Origin of the sequence: Paenibacillus sp. FSL H7-0735 (genome assembly GCF_038008505.1) — a bacterium.
Lineage (GTDB): Bacteria > Bacillota > Bacilli > Paenibacillales > Paenibacillaceae > Paenibacillus_AQ > Paenibacillus_AQ odorifer.
Genome location: NZ_JBBOZH010000001.1, coordinates 962,984 through 981,906 on the forward strand (window position 1 = coordinate 962,984; position 18,923 = coordinate 981,906).

General features: G+C 46.4%; 11 protein-coding genes. 8 read left to right on the forward strand and 3 right to left on the reverse strand.

Translation table 11 applies throughout. The annotated features are described in order from the left end of the window. Window positions 1-2 precede the first annotated feature (2 nt). Complete coding sequence (locus tag NSS82_RS04240; RefSeq protein ID WP_036684911.1) at window positions 3-503, reverse strand: DUF4358 domain-containing protein; 501 nt, start codon at window positions 501-503, stop codon at window positions 3-5. Between the two features lie 227 nt (window positions 504-730). Here NSS82_RS04240 and NSS82_RS04245 point away from each other — a divergent pair, with 227 nt between their 5' ends. Beyond that, a complete protein-coding gene (locus NSS82_RS04245; RefSeq protein WP_036684913.1) occupies window positions 731-1,168 on the forward strand; it encodes a HEAT repeat domain-containing protein in 438 nt (145 codons plus the stop codon). Between the two features lie 11 nt (window positions 1,169-1,179). After that, window positions 1,180-1,758, forward strand: a complete 579-nt coding sequence (locus tag NSS82_RS04250) for an SMI1/KNR4 family protein (protein ID WP_038568794.1) — start codon at window positions 1,180-1,182, stop codon at window positions 1,756-1,758. An 88-nt stretch (window positions 1,759-1,846) separates the two neighbouring features. Here the strand turns inward: NSS82_RS04250 and mbcS are convergent, their stop codons facing one another. Then, window positions 1,847-3,442 (reverse strand): acyl-CoA synthetase MbcS, encoded by a 1,596-nt coding sequence (mbcS, locus tag NSS82_RS04255; RefSeq protein ID WP_036684916.1) that lies wholly within the window; start codon window positions 3,440-3,442, stop codon window positions 1,847-1,849. A 169-nt stretch (window positions 3,443-3,611) separates the two neighbouring features. Here mbcS and NSS82_RS04260 point away from each other — a divergent pair, with 169 nt between their 5' ends. Both NSS82_RS04260 and NSS82_RS04265 read left to right on the forward strand, forming a co-directional pair. Next, window positions 3,612-4,133, forward strand: a complete 522-nt coding sequence (locus NSS82_RS04260) for a GNAT family N-acetyltransferase (protein ID WP_036684918.1) — start codon at window positions 3,612-3,614, stop codon at window positions 4,131-4,133. A gap of 186 nt (window positions 4,134-4,319) precedes the next feature. Then, the gene (locus NSS82_RS04265; protein WP_038568796.1) at window positions 4,320-5,024 is read left to right on the forward strand and encodes a hypothetical protein; all 705 of its coding nucleotides are present in this window, start codon (window positions 4,320-4,322) and stop codon (window positions 5,022-5,024) included. A gap of 98 nt (window positions 5,025-5,122) precedes the next feature. Here NSS82_RS04265 and NSS82_RS04270 read toward each other — a convergent pair whose 3' ends face one another. Then, a complete protein-coding gene (locus tag NSS82_RS04270; RefSeq protein WP_051491363.1) occupies window positions 5,123-5,248 on the reverse strand; it encodes a DUF4023 domain-containing protein in 126 nt (41 codons plus the stop codon). A gap of 168 nt (window positions 5,249-5,416) precedes the next feature. On the opposite strand from NSS82_RS04270, the gene NSS82_RS04275 reads away from it, so the two are divergent. From NSS82_RS04275 to NSS82_RS04290, 4 genes are all read left to right on the forward strand, one after another. Then, the gene (locus NSS82_RS04275; RefSeq protein ID WP_076272167.1) at window positions 5,417-9,763 is read left to right on the forward strand and encodes an S-layer homology domain-containing protein; all 4,347 of its coding nucleotides are present in this window, start codon (window positions 5,417-5,419) and stop codon (window positions 9,761-9,763) included. Window positions 9,764-10,323: 560 nt separating this feature from the next. After that, complete coding sequence (locus tag NSS82_RS04280) at window positions 10,324-15,378, forward strand: endo-beta-N-acetylglucosaminidase (protein WP_081386544.1); 5,055 nt, start codon at window positions 10,324-10,326, stop codon at window positions 15,376-15,378. 178 nt (window positions 15,379-15,556) lie between these two features. Continuing rightward, on the forward strand, window positions 15,557-17,380 hold the full coding sequence (locus NSS82_RS04285; RefSeq protein WP_076272168.1) for a cache domain-containing sensor histidine kinase: 1,824 nt from the start codon (window positions 15,557-15,559) through the stop codon (window positions 17,378-17,380). After that, on the forward strand, window positions 17,373-18,893 hold the full coding sequence (locus NSS82_RS04290; protein ID WP_076272169.1) for a response regulator transcription factor: 1,521 nt from the start codon (window positions 17,373-17,375) through the stop codon (window positions 18,891-18,893). The genes NSS82_RS04285 and NSS82_RS04290 overlap by 8 nt, the downstream gene beginning before the upstream one ends. Window positions 18,894-18,923: the final 30 nt, after the last annotated feature.

Consider the following 18,923-nt stretch of genomic DNA (forward strand, 5'->3'; position numbering starts at 1 on the left):
ATTTATTTTTCTGTGAAGTAAGTATCGAAGTCTGCTACGAGTTTATCTTGATCCGCAGGATCAGCAATAACGAACAGGAAATAGTTACCCTTTTTAATAAGTTTATAGTTCTTGGCATTTTCGTATTGATCAGGCAGATAGGTTTCGAATTGTTTTTGAACATCTGTTGCACGCGCTTTAATGGCATCCTCAACAGTGGTCATATCTTTTACATCTTTAACTTTCAGAACGGCGATTTCGTTAGTTTTCACATTCATCATAGGCATTCTAATGCTATAATCTTCAAGCAATTCTGGGTTGAGATGATATAGCTGTTCGACAGTAGCCGCATCAAGCTCCATTAATGATGGCTGCTCAACTTTGCTCAGCATTTGATCGACCATTTCTTTTGCAGTTAGATTCGTTTCAATGGCAGCTCCATTGTTACTGTTGTTGCTGGAACAGGCGCCAAGCACCACACTTAGTACAATGGTTAACGCTAGCATGAAGGTATGCTTTTTCAACTTAGGTCACTCTCCTTGATGTATTGTCTGAATTTCTCTAGTTACTAACGTATATAGTCGATAGAATGTTGCGCTGGATACTTACTTCGGATACTTTACCCATATTTTTGCGGAAATATGATATTCACATGAATTCATGCAAAGATCTTCCTCTCTTAGCTTGCGCAATGGTTGGTTATACTGTTACTGTAAGATAGATAGTTTTTAATAGAAGGGGATTGAACGGAATGATCGAAGAACTGAACAATGAACTACCGGAGAATTATGAGGAATTAAAGAAAGCTGCCAACCGCTCTGCGGATTGGAGAGCACGTCTAGAAGCAGTTGAAGAGCTGGGACAGACCAACCACAAACAAATTATCGATATCCTGACGCGTTTAATGGAGAGCGATCCTGTATATACAGTTCAAGAAGCTGCTTACCTTAAGCTGAAGGCTTTTGGTGAAGACGTTAAGGTGCCATCGAAGAACAAGCCTGAACTAGTTAAAGGCGTATCCAAGATCCTGCTGAGAATTAAAAAGAGCCTGCCAAGAGATCATTCTTACGAGGACTTCAAAGAGAAGCTGAAGAAGATGAGAGTTGACGTGTACGACGCTTATGAAGGTGAAAAAGGCGCTGACTTCGATACGTGGCTGATGAAGATGTGGACTTCTGCGAATAAGTAAAGGATGACAATATGCACACCAATAAATTGACAGAACAATTTCAAGAATACCTTAAGCTGTCCGCAGAATTACGCCCTGATTATATTGCCAGCTTGGGCAAGGGCGGTAACGAAGCAAAGATTACGTCAGTTTTGCCGGAGACTCCTGAACTGCTGAAAGCTATTTATAGCACTGTCTCAGGGACAAGCAGTGAGGAAGAGGAACCAAGCCTTATCGAATTTATTCCAGGGTACCGCCTGATTCATATGGATGAATATGAAGAGGAGATGAAGGTATTAGCTGGGATATTGGAGGAAAAAGGTCAACATCCTGATGGAGTTATCTTGCCTATCTTAACGAACTATGGCAGTGATTTCATTTGTTATTATAAGTCTGCCGATGGTGTGGAACAGGTATGTGACCTGCTCCATGATTTCGGCGATTTAATCGTGATGTATGATTCGCCCGATAAATTCTTGGAGACCTTATGCGAGTTCTACAAGCAGGAGGTTTATTTCCTGGATGAAGAGGGCTACCTCGATTGCGATTTAGTATTAGAAGGCGAAGTTGGCGCGGCGCTGAACCCGGATGCGAAATATTGGTCCGAGTAACGACCTGATGCCAAATAAACAAGAGCAGCAGTCCATTTATGGACTAGCTGCTCTTTATTTTTTAATAAGGTGAATTCCATGGCTATGTTTATTCCTGCGCAGCTTGGTTCTCTTGCTCACGAAGCTCTACTCGCCGTATTTTACCGGAGGTCGTCTTCGGAAGATCCTGAATAAACTCGATTTTGCGCGGATATTTATAAGGGGCTGTCCACTCTTTAACATGGGATTGCAGCTCTTTTACAAGCTCTGGTGAACCAACAATCTCATCCTTGAGCACGATAAATGCTTTAACAATGTGCCCACGGATCTCGTCTGGACTGGCTACGACCGCACATTCCTTAACGGAGGCATGCTTCATCAATGCTTCTTCTACCTCGAAAGGACCGATAGTGTAACCTGAGCTAATGATAATGTCATCCCCACGGCCCTCGAACCAGAAATAACCATCTTCATCTTTTTTTGCCCGGTCGCCGGTTATGAAGAATTCGCCGTGTGTGGAGCTTTCTTTTCTACCGGGATCTTTGTAATAAGTGTGGAACAGGGCTGGCATACTCAAATGTACGGCAATATCACCAACCACTCCAGCAGGTAGTGGCTTGCCGTCTTCGTCCACAACCTCGACTAAGCCGGGTGCGATTGATTTACCCATAGAACCAATGCGTATTGGAGTATCTTTGAGTGTTCCGATAATTAGGGTGCTTTCCGTCTGGCCGTACCCATCACGGATTGTGATATCGAATTCACGCTGAAAGGTGTTAATGACCTCTTGATTTAATGGCTCTCCGGCAGATACTGCACAACGCAGGGTAGACAAGTCGTAACGACCTAAGTCTTCTGTTTTAGCCATTAGACGATATTCCGTTGGGGTGCAGCATAATACTTGAATTTTGTGATCCTGCAATAGCTGCAAATATTTTTTGGGATGAAAGGATCCACTATATACAAAACCTGTAGCTCCGTTGCCAAGAACGGTTAAGAAGGGACTCCAGATCCACTTTTGCCAGCCGGGAGCTGCTGTTGCCCAGACGGTGTCAGATCCTTGAATATCCAGCCATTGAGGTGAGGTGATCCGCAAGTGAGCATAACCCCAGCCATGACTATGAACGACAGCTTTAGGGTTGCCGGTAGTACCTGAAGTGTAGGCGAGAATAGCCATATCATCCCGGCGGCTTGCGACTGCTGTGAAGGTATCTGGTTGTCCAACCATCAGACTTTCTAGATCCAGCCAGCCTTCACCGAGTTCGTCTGAGCTGCCAGATACGGAAAGACGGTAATCGAGAGCAGGAAGATCCTCTGAGATTTTATTAACTTCCCCGGTTACTTCGGACCAAGCAATAACCGCTCTGGCTTCAGAATGGCGCAGGCGGTAGGATAAATCTTTGGCACGCAGCATTTCTGAGGATGGAATGATGGCAAGTCCTTGTTTCAGACAAGCTAAATAGATGACATAAGCGATGATGCGGCGTGGAACCATAACAAGAACACGATCCCCTTGTTGCAGCCCAAGCTTCGCAAGTCCTCCGGCCAGCCGGTTAGCTTGTTTGCGTAATTCACCGTAAGTAATTTCCTCATAATCTCCTTGCTCATTTAACCACTTAAGCGCAATCTTCTCAGGAGCATGGCTTTCCATTTCCGAAGTGAGATTGTAGAACTCAGGTGCGATCCATTGCTGATTATCCAATATGAACCTCTCCTATATCAAACAAGATGTGTATAACTGTTCTATTTAGTATATCACGTTATCCTAGTACCAGGTACTAGTACCTTGAGTTCTTAATGAATTTCGGGTTAAGATAATATGTGTAAGGTATACTTATAATAGACCACAAATCCAGAAAGTGAGAACTTATGTTATGAATCACACAACTTTTGATGAAATATTCGCTATTATGGAAGCTTCATTTCCTACTTCTGAGATCAGAACCTTTGAGGGACAACAGGAGTTATTGGACGTTCCAGATTATCGTCTCATTACCGAGATGAACTCTGAGGGTAAAATTGTTGCTTTTATGGCCTGCTGGGAGTTTCCCGGCTTTCGTTTTGTAGAACATATAGCAGTCGACCCAAGCATTAGAGGCGGAGGAATTGGTAAAAAGCTGATGACTGAATACATCAGTCTATCTAACAAGCCTGTCCTTTTGGAAGTTGAGCGGCCACTGGGTGAAATGGAGCAGCGGAGAATTGGCTTTTATGAGCGGCTGGGCTTTCATTTGAATCCTTACGATTATGTGCAGCCTCCTTTGCGTGAAGGAAATGAAGACTTACCACTCTTAATTATGACTTACCCTAACCCTGTTGATGAAGAAGAATTCCAACTTTATAGAGAAATTTTATATTCAGAAGTGTATAAGGTTACAACTCCGTATCAAGGTTAAAGCTCTCAGCAATCCGTTAAATCCTTATGGGATAAGCGGGTTGCTGTTTTTTTTATACAAACCAGAGCTCCAGATGAATAGTTTCTTTACAAATTGGGTACAAGTTAAATACAACTTAGAGACATATTCTTTTAAAACTTGAGCTAAAGTAAAAACCGAGATTGATCTTCTAAGGAGGCATAACATATGAAAAGTAAAAAGTTCATTATAGCAACGATGGTATTTGGGATGGCAATCACAGGTTCAGCTGGTGTGTACGCGGGAACTAAGCTGCAAAAAATCACCGCATATCTTAATCACAGCATTGGATTTAAAGTGAATGGTGCAGCTTATACGCCTGTTGATAATAAAGGTAACACATTAGCTCCGATTACTTATAACAATACAACCTATCTTCCTGTACGTGCCTTGGCTGATGTGTTGAAGGTGCCAGTGACTTTTGATGCGGCAGCGAATCAGGTCATTCTGGGTACTGGAACTGTGGTGCCGGATAAAGATACATTAACACCAGTACAGTACAGCAACGCTCAAAAAGAACAAATTTCTAAAGCTTTTGCAAATTTCGATGGGTTTAAAACGGTTTATGCACCAGCACAAATGGTGAGTGGAGACGCTTATCAAAAGGCAGCTAGCTCTGAAGATGGAGTGTACTTTTTGTTCAACCATATGAGGGTGAACGTTTCTCCACGTGACTACTCCTATGATTACAAAGGCGATACCGTAAAGCTCTCCAATGGTACAGAAGCTAAGTGGTACAGCCCTACCAGCGATTCATTGTTTTTGACCTATAAACTGGATGATCGTTTTGTGACGATTAGTTCTCCAGACAAGGCTTTGAGCAAGGCGCAATTAGAGAAGGTAGCCGTGAATGTGGTGAAATGGAGTAAATAACTCCTTTAAAAGCAAAGCTCAATTTACAAAAAGTAAAGCAGCAAGTCACTCCGATCCGGGAGGGCTTGCTGCTTTTTTTGTTTTCGTGTCCGCGTGTTCTATTTACTGTGCTGTTTATTAGGCAGCTTTTGGCTTGGTGTTCCTTTACCGTGATTCTGTTTGTTCTTTTCTGCTTTCTTCTGGGTGTCGTGTACTTTGTCTACAAAAGCTTGAGTATCATCCATGTTTGTCCTCCTTGATCATAACCTTGCCGTTACTGTAACCACTTATGCCTGATTAAATACACAAGCCGTTTTTACAAACTAGTGGATTAATCCGTACATTGTGAAAATATTTAGTAGTTACTATGAATGGATGCAAGCATTTCATAATAACAGTAAGGGAGACTGATTATGAACAGGTTATTTAAACAAGCAGTATCCATGACACTAGCCTTCATTATGGTACTGGGACTTACATTTACAGGAATGCCAGCTTTTGCAGAAGACAGCAATGAGGATGCTGGATTACTGCAATTACAAACGCTAGAGCCAATTACACTACTGGCGGGCAATTCTACATGGAAATATCTAGATAACGGAACGGATCAAGGTTCGGTATGGCGGTCTGTTTACGATGATTCTACATGGGCATCAGGCCAAGCGCCGCTTGGTTATAAAGATTCTGGGGCCGGAGTCAGCAGCAAGCAATTTGGTGCTCTGAATACAAATATAAGCTACGGCTCGGATAAAAAGAAGAAATATCGTACTTCCTATTTCCGTACAAATGTAACTGTGAATAAGGAAGAAATTACGGAATCGGATAAAGTATTAGGTAATTTTGCATTTGATGACGGAGTTGTGCTGTATCTGAATGGTGCAGAAATCTACCGCGAGGCTATGCCAGCTGGTGAAATCGACTATCAGACACTTAGTACAACTAATGGCAGTGATCCAAATGAGTATACAAAGGTTGACCTAACGGAAATCGTAAAAGCCAATCTGAAGGATGGAAGTAATGAGCTTTCAGCTGAAGTTCACCAGACGGGAGACACTAGCTCTGACCTTTATTGGGATATGAGCCTGATTGCTTATCCTGTAGTGGAGACAGTAGAACCTGGAGTTGGGAAGCCAGATTCTATCGCAATTACTTTTAATGGCAACCCGCAGACTAGTATGGGATTTAACTGGTATGCACCTGAAAGTGTGACTGGCACCAAACTGGAAGTGGTAGAAGCTTCTAAATTGGAGAATGGCCAGTTTCCAGCGGCAGGAGCTCAATTGTATGAAGGAACATCCGTTACAACTAGTGTGTATATGACAAAAGCGGATAAATCAGCTAAAAAACCACTTGTGCTAACCAGCCATAAGGTAATAGCGGATCATCTGCAGCCTGGAACGGAATATGCTTACCGTGCTGGAGATGGACAAGCTGATAATTGGAGCGACGTAGGAACTTTTAAGACAGAACGTTCCAGCAACCAAGCTTTTAAATTCCTATATACAACGGATTCCCAAGGAACAACTGAAGAAGATTTTGATATCTGGAATCATACCCTTCAAGAAGGATTAGCTAAATTCCCGGAAAGTGAGTTTATTCTGAATTCTGGTGATTTGGTGGATAACGGTGATATTGAGGAGCAATGGGGATGGTTTTTCAATAAGCCTAAGGATATTTTAGCGAATATTCCGTTGGTGCCTTTGGTAGGCAACCATGAAAGCAAAAATTATAGCAATTATAGCTCTCATTTTAATTTGCCGAATGTTTCGAATACAGGTGCGAAACCTGATGGTTCTGTATATTCTTTTGACTACGGTTCAGCGCACTTTATGGTAATTAATACAGAATATTATGGTGCAAGCTCGAATCTTGAGAATAACGAAATTTACAATAAACAAGTGGAATGGCTTCGTAGCGAAGCAGCAAAAAGCAATCAGAAATGGAAGGTTGTGCTTCTGCATAAATCTCCTTATTCCGTTGCCAATCACACCAATGATACAGATGTACTCTTTTACAGAGCGCAATTAACGAAGGTGTTTGATGAGCTTGGTATCGACATGGTAATTGGCGGGCATGACCACACCTTTGCTAGAAGCTATCAGATGTACAACAACAAACCATTGACGGATATTGTTCCGGACTCAAACGGAGTAGTAACTGATCCTAAGGGTACTTTATACCTGATTACAAATGCAGCGGGCAATAAAAAATACAACGTAGCTTCAGGAACATTCCCGTTTGCAGCTAAATACGGACAGCCTGGCAAGGAAATGTTCACGGGGATGACGGTAACGAATGATGAGCTATCTTACGAAGCCTACACCACAACAACTGGTGGTTCTACAGACTTGTATGATAACTACAGCATTCATAAATCGGAAGTAGCAGTTAAACCTGTGCAAAATGCAAAGGCTACTGCAGCAGATGGTGGTAAAATAACGTTGACTTGGGATGCGCCTGCTTCCGGTGCACCAGTGTCTGGATATCGTATTTATGAGCAAAATGATCTGGTATCCGCAAATTGGACGGCCAGTGTTCCTAATGAAGAAGGTAAAGCTTCTTATACTTACACTGTAGAAAATACTAATTCAAACCAAACCTATCAATTTGTTATCAAAGCTGTAAGTGAAAGAACAAATTCAGAAGCTGCTATCGCTTCAACGGATTCGATTAAAAAGGTTACAGTTACCTTTAATGGCGACCCAGTGAGTGCAAAAGGCTTCACTTGGTACACAGCGTTGAAGTCTACTGGAAACGATCTGCAGGTTGTAGAAAATACGGGCGTTACTCCAGACTTTGCTAAGGCTGCTGAGTTTACAGGACGTTCGGCGGTTTCCAGAAATTCAAAAGATGAATTAGTTCATAAAGCGGAAGCTTCTGGCCTGAAAGCTGATACAAAATACTACTTCCGTGTAGGTGATAAAGCACTAGGCCTGTGGAGTGCAGTGGGAACTTTTGAAACTGCCGCTAAGACAGGAGCATTTACTTTCATCGATTTGGCTGATACACAGGCTAAGACCGAAGATGAAGCGATTCTTTCCGGTGAAACGATGGCAAAAGCACTTACGACGTTCCCGAATGCTGAGTTTGTGGCGATTAACGGAGATATCGTAGATACCGGAACTAATGAATCACAATGGAATTGGTTGCTTGGTCATTCGCAGGATACCCTGCTTAACACGACCATCGTGCCTGTTGCGGGGAATCATGAGGATAAGGCAAATGCCTTCTATGAGCACTACAATATTAAGGAAGCACCGGGCTCTGCAACAGAAACTGGAGCATATTATTCCTATGACTACAGCAATGCTCACTTTGTAGTCCTGAATACAAATGAGAATTCCGATGAATTTGCTAACTTCAGCCAAGCACAGTTGGATTGGATGAAGGCTGACGTAAAAGCAGCGAAGGCTGCTGGTGCGAAGTGGATTATCGTAGCTATGCATAAAGGTCCATACACAACCTCTAACCATGCTACTGACAAAGACATTATGGGTACAAATGGAGAAAGAGCGAAGGTTGCTCCAATGATGGCTGAACTGGGCATTGACTTGGTTCTTCAAGGACACGACCATATTTATGCCCGGACCAAGCCAATTAAAGCTGATGGAACTGCGGCAGACACAGTGAAGATCAAGGAAAGCTTCAATGGTCAAACTGTAGAGTACACAGTAAATCCAGATGGAACGATTTATCTGATCCCAGCTACAGCGGGAGCGAAGGTTTACTACAAGAACATGAAACCAGAATTGGGAGATGCGTATTATAATCTCTTCGAAGTAGCAAATGAGAATACAGCAGCAAAATACGGACCGGACCCAAGTGATGCTACGCGTCCAAAACGCGGTCAAGTTCAGACCTTTGTAGGTATTACTGTAGATGCTGGCAAATTAACAGCTGTATCTTATGAGATCGATCAGAATATTAATGATGCTAAACCATACGTTCTGGAAGAGTTCGGTATTATTAAGGAAGCAGATCCTGAAGTAAGCCCAACACCAGAACCGACAACAACGCCGACAACGGAACCGACAACAGCGCCAACGACGGAACCGACAACAGCGCCAACGACGGAACCGACAACAGCGCCAACAACAGGATCATCAACAGGTCCAGTGGCAACAACAAAACCGACAGCAACACCAACGCCAACAGTAGCACCAACAGCTACACCAGCACCAACAACGGTGCCTACACCATCTGCAACGCCAGTAGTCAAACCATCATTGACGGATACTGGCAGCCATTGGGCAGCAGCGGCTATTGAGAAGGCAGTAGCAGGAGGCTTCGTTAGCGGTTATCCGGATAATACTTTCCGTCCTAATCAGAAAGTAAATCGGGTTGAATTTATCACTATGCTGGCTCGTGCCCTGCAATTGCCGGACAGTGGTAACACTTCAAGCTTTAAGGATTCAGCGAAGATTCCGGCATGGGCTAAGTCCTTTGTAGCTCAGGCAGTAGCTTTGCAAATTATCAGCGGCTATGACGATGGTACCTTCCGTCCTACGCAGGAGCTTACTCGCACTGAATTAGCAGTTATGGTTGTTAGGGCTCTGGGCATTACAGTAGATCCAAAAGCGACCTTAACCTTCAATGATGCTAAGGATGTACCCGCATGGGCAGTACCATATATTGCGGCAGCAGCAGACGCGGGCATTGTGAATGGCATAGGACAAAACCGTTTCGCACCTAACCAGGTAGCGTCCCGGGCCGAAGCAGTAACAATCATTCTGAACTTGCTTGAGAAGCAAGGAAAGTAACTAAATCGGATGGTTTGAAAAAAGATTGCCTCAAGGTCATCGTTGATGACGGAGAGACAATCTTTTTTTCGTAGCTGGGTAGTCTGAGGGAGGGCGGCGATACGGCGGAGTGGCGTGAAAGAGGGGCAAAAGTGCCTCTGATTTGAGCGAATACGGCGGAGTGGCGGAGATAAGAGGCAAAAGAGGCCACGCTTCTTTATCCTCTTTATATTTTCAACCAACATATGTTTAACGACCCACTCATTGCCAGGATATCGATCCCTGCTGGCGCGATAATCTTTAATTTATCCAGCATATCTTTAATTTTGCGGCTATTTGTAAGGAAAGATCTGGGTTAGATTAGGGTGGACTAATCAAAGTAAGACAGGAGGTTGCCGACAAATATGAATGCGCTTGCACATATGTGGTTGGATACAGAATGTGCAGGCAGAAGAGGGTAGGAGCGGCAGAGGGACGGGATAACAGAAGTAATCTACTTGCTGTTCGGCGACATAGACAGCACACATTACGCTTCATGGATGAGAGTAACCGAAACAACTACAGGACGAGGAGAGTGGAAAATGAACCTTCACACCGGTAAAAAGGCGCGTCGTAAGCTGACATCAGCTGTTCTGGCGGCAGCTTTGCTAGTTTCAGGACTTCCCCTAACGGCTTACGCCGGCGATACGTGGCCTTTTACAGGAGACAGTGCGCCGGGTGCCAATCAGCCTAATGTACATGGATATACGAGCAGCCATATTGCGAACTGGAGTCCGGCAACTGATCCGGATGCAGAGCTGTTGAGATCGCGGGTGCCGCTGCAGAAGCGGAATGCCCCATTTGCTGCAACCCAAGCTAACCCAGCGCTTAGCGCAGATACACAGATGATCAACGTTGCTGGCGACTACGGGAATGCTTTTATTGAGAACGCGCCGTATACGAACAAGTTTGCGCAGTATCATTTTAACTTTTGGCAATATATCGATTACTACTCCTATTGGCACGGTACAGCAACTGCGTACACCCCGCCGGATTATTATGATGAATTGGCCCAGAAGGACTGGCAGCAAAAATGGTTCGAATTCGGCATGTTGAACATCCCGAACCCTACCTACACCGATGCAGCGCATAAGAACGGCGTGCTGTCATTGGCGGGAATCTTTTTTTCCAATAATGACCGTGGACAGCAGACGTACAAACAAATGATAGTTAAAGACGAGAATGGTAATTTTCCGGTGGCGGATAAACTGATCGAGATGGCCGGGTATTTCGGGTTTGACGGTTATTTTGTAAATCAGGAAGAGATGAATCCGAATGTAGCGACCCAGGATATCCCCGATTACATCGCTTTTATGAAGGTGCTGCAAGAGGGCGGCCTGTATGTACAGTGGTACGACTCGCTGAACACCAATACCGGTGCTAATACGTTCGCCCGGACGATTAATGATACCAATATCTCCTTTTTAGTGGATAAAAGCACCAAGGAACCCGTCTCCAATTCGTTTTTCTTCGACTACGGGGCTGGCAATACACAGATTACCAATGCGGCTAATTACTTAAGCAATCTGAATACCAGTCTGGGAACAAGCTACAACTTATTTGAAGTTGGTTTTGCAGGGCTGGAAGCGGGCCGCGACCGGTTTAAGTCCGTTAACGGAACAGCGTTGATGAACAAGCTGGACAGCAATGGCTTGCCACGGCTCAGCTTGGCTACACTCGGTGCGGACTTTGTTCATGCCGGTCTGGATGAGGACATGAACCTGTCTTACCCGGTCTCGCACAGATCCGAAAATGACTACCAATGGATGACAAAACTGCGTGAGCAGCTATGGTGGTCAGGCCCGAACGTGGACCCTAAGAATACGGTCAAATCGGCAACCAATACCGTGTCCGATGTTTATGCCGACAACCGTTACTGGCCGGGAATCTCCTCCGTCATTGCGGAGCGTTCGGTAATTAAGGACAAGAACTTTTACACCAATTTTAACACTGGACAGGGCTTGTCCTATTCCGTGAACGGTGAAGTATCGAACCCGGATGAGTGGTCTAATATGAGCCTGCAGGATATCCCAGTGACTTGGCAGTGGTGGCAGGATACTGCTGGCAATAAGCTTACTGTAGATTTTGATTATGGACCGGAGTACAACCTTGCGGGTACAAACCGTTACAACTATGAGCACATCGGTGCGTATAACGGTGGCAGTTCACTGGTGGTGAACGGCAATCTGAATGCGAAGAACTTCTTGCGTCTGTACAAAACAGAGCTGGAGGTCAACGGCAACTCCAAGCTGTCGATCAGCTTCAACAAGCCATCTGCCACGGATGCTTCGGCGATGGAAGTGGGACTCATCCTGGCTGATGATCCGAATACCGTAGTAGAGGTCGCTATTCCAAACAGTGGTCAACACTCGGAAGGTTGGGTGACAAAGGAGCTGGACTTGAGTGCATACGCAGGTCATAATATTGCAGCTCTTGGACTGGTCTTTGATCCCGGGCAAGGAACAGCGTCCACCTACCAGATGAACGTCGGACAGCTGCGCGTTTATGACGGGTCTGCTGTAAAGCCCGCAGCTCCTGCGGAATTAGCAGTTGCGGAAGCTTTTACAGATACAGGTGAAATGGTTGTGAAGTGGAAGCTAGATCCCGATTACACTAAGATCAAGCAATATAATGTGTACGTGAATGATGTATTTATGGGCGGCAAATACGATGAGGTGTTCTATCTGAAGCATCTCCCGGTGAAATCCGGAACCCTTAAAGTGGTTGCAGTGGGTGCGGATGGAGTGGAGGGTGAAGCGGCAACGCTGGCTTTTGATCTGGATGCGGCGGTTTCCGGAGTGAAGGTGGATTCAAGTGCGGACGGAGAGTTGAATGTGAACTGGACGAACTCCGCTCAAGCTTCCGATGACATTACCGTTCGAGTGCAGTCCTTGAATTGGATTACGACATCCGAACCGGTGTCACAGCAAGTGGTTGTCCCGGCAGGTGCAAGCACTGCGCTGTTCACGGGGATGCCGGTAAACGGCGATGATTACATTGTCACCGTTACCGCGGGCAACACCGATCCAGTCTCGGTCAGCGGCCGGTTCATCGACACGGTCGCAGAACCTTACGCGGAAGAATGGTCCTGGACGGACGGCAAACTGAATCTGCCGATGCCGAATACCAGAGACTGGCGGTATATGTATGTGTATGAGGATGGGAATGCAAAATCTTTTGCCACAACGTATAGCTCTGGCAATAAGCCGATGATTATCCGTGGACGGACAACTAAGGCGAGCTTAAGCTTCACCTCGTCGGCAAAAGTTGTGCATGTGGTGATGGAGGATTATGCAGGCAACCGCTCCAAACCTGTCTATCTGAAAGGAAGCTATCCCGTTCTCTTTGATGCTAATGGGGGTGAACCAGCAAATACTGTGGCCGAGGCTGTGTATGGCACTTTGCTCTTGGAGCCTACGGGTATTGCCAGAGAGGGCTATGACCTGGAAGGCTGGTACGTTGGAGAAGGTGAAGGTGCGCGAAGATGGAATTTTGCCAAAGAACTAATAACCGGTGAACTGAACTTACAGGCGAAGTGGGCCTTGCAAGCTCCAAAGGTGAAGATCGTAGGGGAAGGCTCCTTTCGTGAAAATACGTCCGCGACACTAACGGCAGTTGCCACTGGCGCAGGGCAGCTGACTTATGCCTGGTATGCGGACACAGGCAGCGGTTATGGAGATGCGTTGGGAATGTCCGCCTCCTATACTATCCCTGCTTTGACTACAGTGATGGATGGCGATAAGTACAAGGTCATCGTCACCAATGAATCCGGTGGCAGCAGTGAAGCAGAGTACACAATTAATGTAACTCCGGCTGAAGCACCATGGGAAGCGCCTGATTTCATAACCGATCTTCCGTCTGCACTTGATGTCATTATGGGTGAAGAAGTGAAGCTGTTCGTACAGATCCGCGGGGATGTGGAATCAATTCGCTGGGAGACGAAGGCAGCAACCGCAGAGGAATGGACTGTGGTGGAGAGCGTGACTTCGGCGGTATACGCGTTTACAGCTTCTGAAGCAGACAGCGGTACGCAGTTCCGTGTGGTTCTGATTGGAAAAGAGGGAACGGAGCCTTCAACAAGAACCGGTAATGAACTTACGGTGACAGTACATCCGACACCCGATGCGCCAGTTATCACCTCTAATAGCGTAGATAAGAATCCGGCAGTTGTAGGTGATAAGGTGTCTTTTGCCGTAGTAGCTTCTGCAGTTTATGGCGAGTTAAGCTACCAATGGTTGAAAGACGGGCAGGCCATTGAAGGTGCTGTGGAGCGTGATTATACGATTGCTTCTGCAAAAGAAACGGACAGCGGCGAGTACACGGCCGTAGTCACCAACACCAAAATACTGAATGGCCACCCTTATACGGCTGTTCAAAAGAGCGGAACTATTGATTTCAAGGTCCACAATACTCCTGTATCTACACCGCAGCCGACATTGGCTCCAGGGACAGGTACGGGAACTGGTGGGACGACTCCGGCAGCGACAGCAACGCCGCTTCCAAGTCCTACTAGCACAACTTTGACAGTTCCAGCAAGTGCACTCAGTACATCTACTGAGAACGGCAAAGTGACGGTAAATGTGCCGGCAGGCGTTACAGCTATTGAGCTGCCTGTGAATGCAGGTGAATTGCTAGGGATCCATCAACTTGAATTGGCTGCCTCGGGAACCACACTTGGTATTGCGCCGGAATTGCTGGTGCAATTGAAGGCTCTGCTTAATGAAGCCCAAGCTTCAGGCGGCAAGATTCAGGCGAAGCTCAGCCCGGAGACTTTGAACATGAGCACACTGAAAGCAGAGCGTGGGGTGGTCTTGCGGGGTACGGGTATGACGTTTGATCTGAGCATCATCGCGGGAAATGGCACATCTAGCCGTCTTCCAAGCTTCAGCAAACCAGTAACCTTACAATGGAGTGCAACAAATACGGATTATAATACTAATTTGCTTGGTTTATATGCTATTGCTGAAGGGGGTTCGCTTACCTATCTCGGCGGAGTGTACGCGAATGGCTTCCTGCAAGGGGAGTTTAGCGGAACAGGCAGGCTGGCTGTGCTGGAGTACAATAAATCCTTCGCTGATGTTCCGTCTACTCACTGGGCTGCGGACACTATCCGCCAGCTGGCGGCTAAACATCTGGTACAAGGCACTTCCGAAAATGGATTTGAACCCGCCCGCAGTATTACAAGAGCAGAATTTGTGAAGCTGCTGGCTGGCGTGCTGGGACTGCAAGATCAGGCGGAATTGAAATTTAGTGATGTGCCTTCTGGTGTCTGGTATGAACAGGACCTGGCGCGCCTGGTCCGGGCAGGTATTGTAGGCGGACGCACTGCTGAGCACTTCGATCCGAGTGCGAACATCAGCCGCCAGGAGATTGTCACTATGCTAATGCGTGCCTATGTGCTGGAGCATGGAACGCTTCAGTCATCAGCTCCGGCAACATTTACCGATTCCAATGAGGTAGCAGCCTGGGCGGCAGACAGCGTGAATGCTGCGTCATCACTGGGTCTGTTGAATGGCCGCACGGACGGGAATTTTGTTCCCGGTGGCTTGGCCACCCGTGCCGAGGCTGCGCAGTTCATCTTGAATTACATCCGGTAGATGATATAGCCCCACCACGGTCTGCCCAAGGAGCCCTTTGCTCCATGGGCAGACTGTCTTTGCTTGGCGGAGGATTGCAAGCTTTTACCAGCCACAGGCAGGAAGCACCTCATGCTATACTTTATCCATAATGACAAGCAGCGAAGCTTAGTCTTCCCCCTGCTGTAGGAGGTTGCTGATGTTTCCGGGAAAATTGTACAGAAAGTATCTGAAGAATAATCTGTTTATGAAAATCATCCTGCTCTTCTCAGTCATTGCCGTGGTCACCATTATCACCTTCTCCTACCTGATGTTCTTGCTCATGTCTCAGGCTGTAGTGCAGCGGCAGATGGAGATTCAGAAACGTACCGTGGAGAGCATCAATAGCTATATTGAGCAGAAATATGACTCTGTACAGTCTATGATGCGTGACGTGTACCGGGACACGGAGCTGACTGCTAATACGTCGTATTTGCTGGAGCATCCGTATGAAGATTACGTGAGGTACCGGCTGGACCGCTATTTCAACGAAAGTAATGCTACGACGGATACCGTGCAGTTTTTTCGCAATCAAGTTGAAGATGATCCTGATATCCGCAGTTTAATGCTCTACAGTGCAGCTGAGCAGCAGCTGTATGTCTATAACGACCAAGGCAAATTTCAGATTATTTCCACTAATGCAGCCCACTCTTTTGTACCGGATGCGTTGTATCTGGAGGAGGAAGGCAGTGTCACCGCTCCAAACACTTGGGTCAGTCAGGCGATCTCATCTCCGGAGGGGCCGATGTTTACGGTTCGTACCCCGGTCAATAACAAGATATCACTGCGCAACATTGGTCAGCTTCTAGTCTATTTTGATGCCAGCGAGGTCTGGGGGAGTATGGGCAATTATAAGGATGACTTCAAGGGAAAGATTCTGGTGCTGGCAGCGGATGGGGATGTGTTATTTGATACCTCGGGCACCTATTATGGAAAGCGCTATCCTTATCCCGAGCAGATGAATTCTGCTTATACAGATGGTGAAGAAGTTGGCGGAATGATCATTACTAAGCAGACTCACACCCAAGGCGGATTTACTGTGTTGAGTGCTGTACCTAAGCAGGAATTAGCCGCCACCTATAGGGGATTGCGGAACATGATCTTCATCATCTGCTTGATCTGCCTGTTGTTTGCAATTATTACACCCACTTTATTTATCAATAATTTTGCCAGACGGACTCATAAAATTATCAAGTTCACCCGCAAAGTGAAAAACGGTGACCTGGATGCCCGGATTACCGATGTCAGAGAAGACGAGCTGGGGCAGATCTCCAAGAGCTTCAACGACATGCTGGATGAGCTGAATCTTCATATAGACCGTGTGTTTAAGGCTGAAATCAAGCAAAAACATACCGAAATCGCCGCGCTTGAAGCCAGGGTAAACCCACATTTTCTCTACAATACCTTGGAGGTGATCCGGATGAGGGCAATCTCTCAAGGGGCATCAGACGTCGGGGAGATGATCTACAGCTTGTCGGTGTTGTTCAAAAGCTATGTTCACCAGAAACCCAAGCATACGATGAAGGATGAACTAGAGGCCTGCCGTTTATATCTGGAGCTGTTCCGCATCCGTTATAAGGATAAATTCTCTTATACAATGGAATGCGGGAAAGAGCTTACCGGAAGAGTTGTACTCAAAATGTCGCTGCAGCCCATCATTGAAAACTACATTCTACATGGGATGCGCGTGGACAAGAATGATAATCACATCAGTGTGGCTGTGGCCAAGGATGGCAAATATTTGCGTGCGGTAGTTACAGATAATGGGCAGGGGATTGCCCCGGACAGATTGGTCCAGCTCAAAGAAGGTCTTTTGCAGCCAGATGAACAATCGGAATCATTCGGCCTGCGCAGTATTCATGAACGTTTGAAGCTGCTTTATGGCAGTGAGTATGGCATTGAATTACAAAGCGAAGCGGGTACCGGCACAACCGTGACTGTGTATTTTCCCGATCTGGGAGAGGATGATCCAAACCATGTATAAAATATTCATTGTGGACGACGAGCCTTTTATTATCGAAGGATTATATGACATTGTGGATTGGGCAGCACTGGGGATGGAGATTGTCGGCCACGCCGAGAACGGCCAAGAAGCGCTGGAGTCATTGCGGTTTGTTCCAGCAGATATACTGATTACGGATATTTCCATGCCGCTGATGAACGGGCTGGATTTGATCCGGGCTGTGCGGGAGATCCAGCCGGAGATCAAAGTTGTTATCCTCAGTGGTTATGATGAATTTGGATATCTTAAGGAAGGAATGGCGCTCGGCATTGAAAATTATCTGCTCAAGCCTATTAATTTGCAAGAGTTCCGGGCAACACTAGTGACTGCCGCCGAGAAGCTGGGTGTCTCCCGTCAAGAGAGTCAATTCAATGCGCATAGTATTTCCATTCTACGCGATAATGTGATGTACCGCTGGCTGCGGTGCCAGATTGGGCCGAAGGAATTCAGTGAGCGGACTGATTTTCTGGGACTTAGACTAGATAAGCCGCTGGTGCAGGTGGCCCTGCTTCGCTCTGAACAGGACGCTGCCGAGCTATTTCAGGCGGTGGAAGAGGTTGTAGGCGGTAACCCGTCTTTGATTGCATTCCGGGATATGGATGGAGATACCGTGCTGCTGCATCTGCTTAGTGAGTATCAGCAGGGTAAAGAAGCGGTGGAGAGGCTTCATGCGCAGCTGCTGTTATCCCTAACTGGCGGTCCGCCAATGCGTCTGTCCGTAGGAACGGTGGAGGAGATGGAGGAGGCGGCGGCTCAGAGTTATGCCCATGCAAAGATGACTCAGGAATATTTCATGCTGTTTCCAGAGCGGAATCTGCTGCATTATGAGGAAGTTCAGGACAGGCATGAGGTTGCTGTCCAAGGTATGCCGCTGAATTGGGAAGATGATCTCAAGCTGATTATGGCGAAGGATAAGGAAGCGCTGCTGGTGCGGATCCAGGATCATTTTGAGCAGCTGCGGCAGATGGAGGGAATTACACCTGTGCTGCTGCAAGGCATTGCCATGGAATGGTTGATCCGCTTCAAGATGCAGCTGCAGGAGATCCGCCATGTGGAAGAACCGGAGCTTTTCGCAGACGGTTTTGGCCTCATTCGCTCCACAGTTTCCATAAATGAACTGACCCAGATTATTCAGGAAGCCGCTACCATTACGGTAGACGCCTTAGTTCGGGACGTAAAGAGTCCAGTCGTGCAGCAGGTGCTGAATTATATCCATGAGTCCTACAATGAAGATGTGTCACTGAAGACCCTCGGTGCCCAATACCATATTCACCCGGTGTATTTGGGACAGCTGTTCCATAAAGAGGTGAATGAGTCATTCACCGAATATATCAATAAATACCGGATTGAGAAGGCGAAGGAGCTGCTGCGGAATACCTCACTTAAAGTTCATGAAATCGCTCTCAAAGTAGGCTATTGGGAGACCGGCTATTTTTACAAACAATTTAAGAAGCATGTCGGGATATCTCCTACGGAGTACAAAGGGCTTGTCTAGCGGACCCCCGCTGCAAGCTTTTTCTTTATT

What these genes read in the sequence shown, in the direction of transcription:
- NSS82_RS04245 (WP_036684913.1), top strand. Translation starts at nt 731, where the DNA reads ATGATCGAAGAACTGAACAATGAACTACCGGAGAATTATGAGGAATTA.
- NSS82_RS04250 (WP_038568794.1), top strand. Translation starts at nt 1,180, where the DNA reads ATGCACACCAATAAATTGACAGAACAATTTCAAGAATACCTTAAGCTG.
- NSS82_RS04260 (WP_036684918.1), top strand. Translation starts at nt 3,612, where the DNA reads ATGAATCACACAACTTTTGATGAAATATTCGCTATTATGGAAGCTTCA.
- NSS82_RS04265 (WP_038568796.1), top strand. Translation starts at nt 4,320, where the DNA reads ATGAAAAGTAAAAAGTTCATTATAGCAACGATGGTATTTGGGATGGCA.
- NSS82_RS04270 (WP_051491363.1), bottom strand. Translation starts at nt 5,248, where the DNA reads ATGGATGATACTCAAGCTTTTGTAGACAAAGTACACGACACCCAGAAG.
- NSS82_RS04275 (WP_076272167.1), top strand. Translation starts at nt 5,417, where the DNA reads ATGAACAGGTTATTTAAACAAGCAGTATCCATGACACTAGCCTTCATT.
- NSS82_RS04280 (WP_081386544.1), top strand. Translation starts at nt 10,324, where the DNA reads ATGAACCTTCACACCGGTAAAAAGGCGCGTCGTAAGCTGACATCAGCT.
- NSS82_RS04285 (WP_076272168.1), top strand. Translation starts at nt 15,557, where the DNA reads ATGTTTCCGGGAAAATTGTACAGAAAGTATCTGAAGAATAATCTGTTT.
- NSS82_RS04290 (WP_076272169.1), top strand. Translation starts at nt 17,373, where the DNA reads ATGTATAAAATATTCATTGTGGACGACGAGCCTTTTATTATCGAAGGA.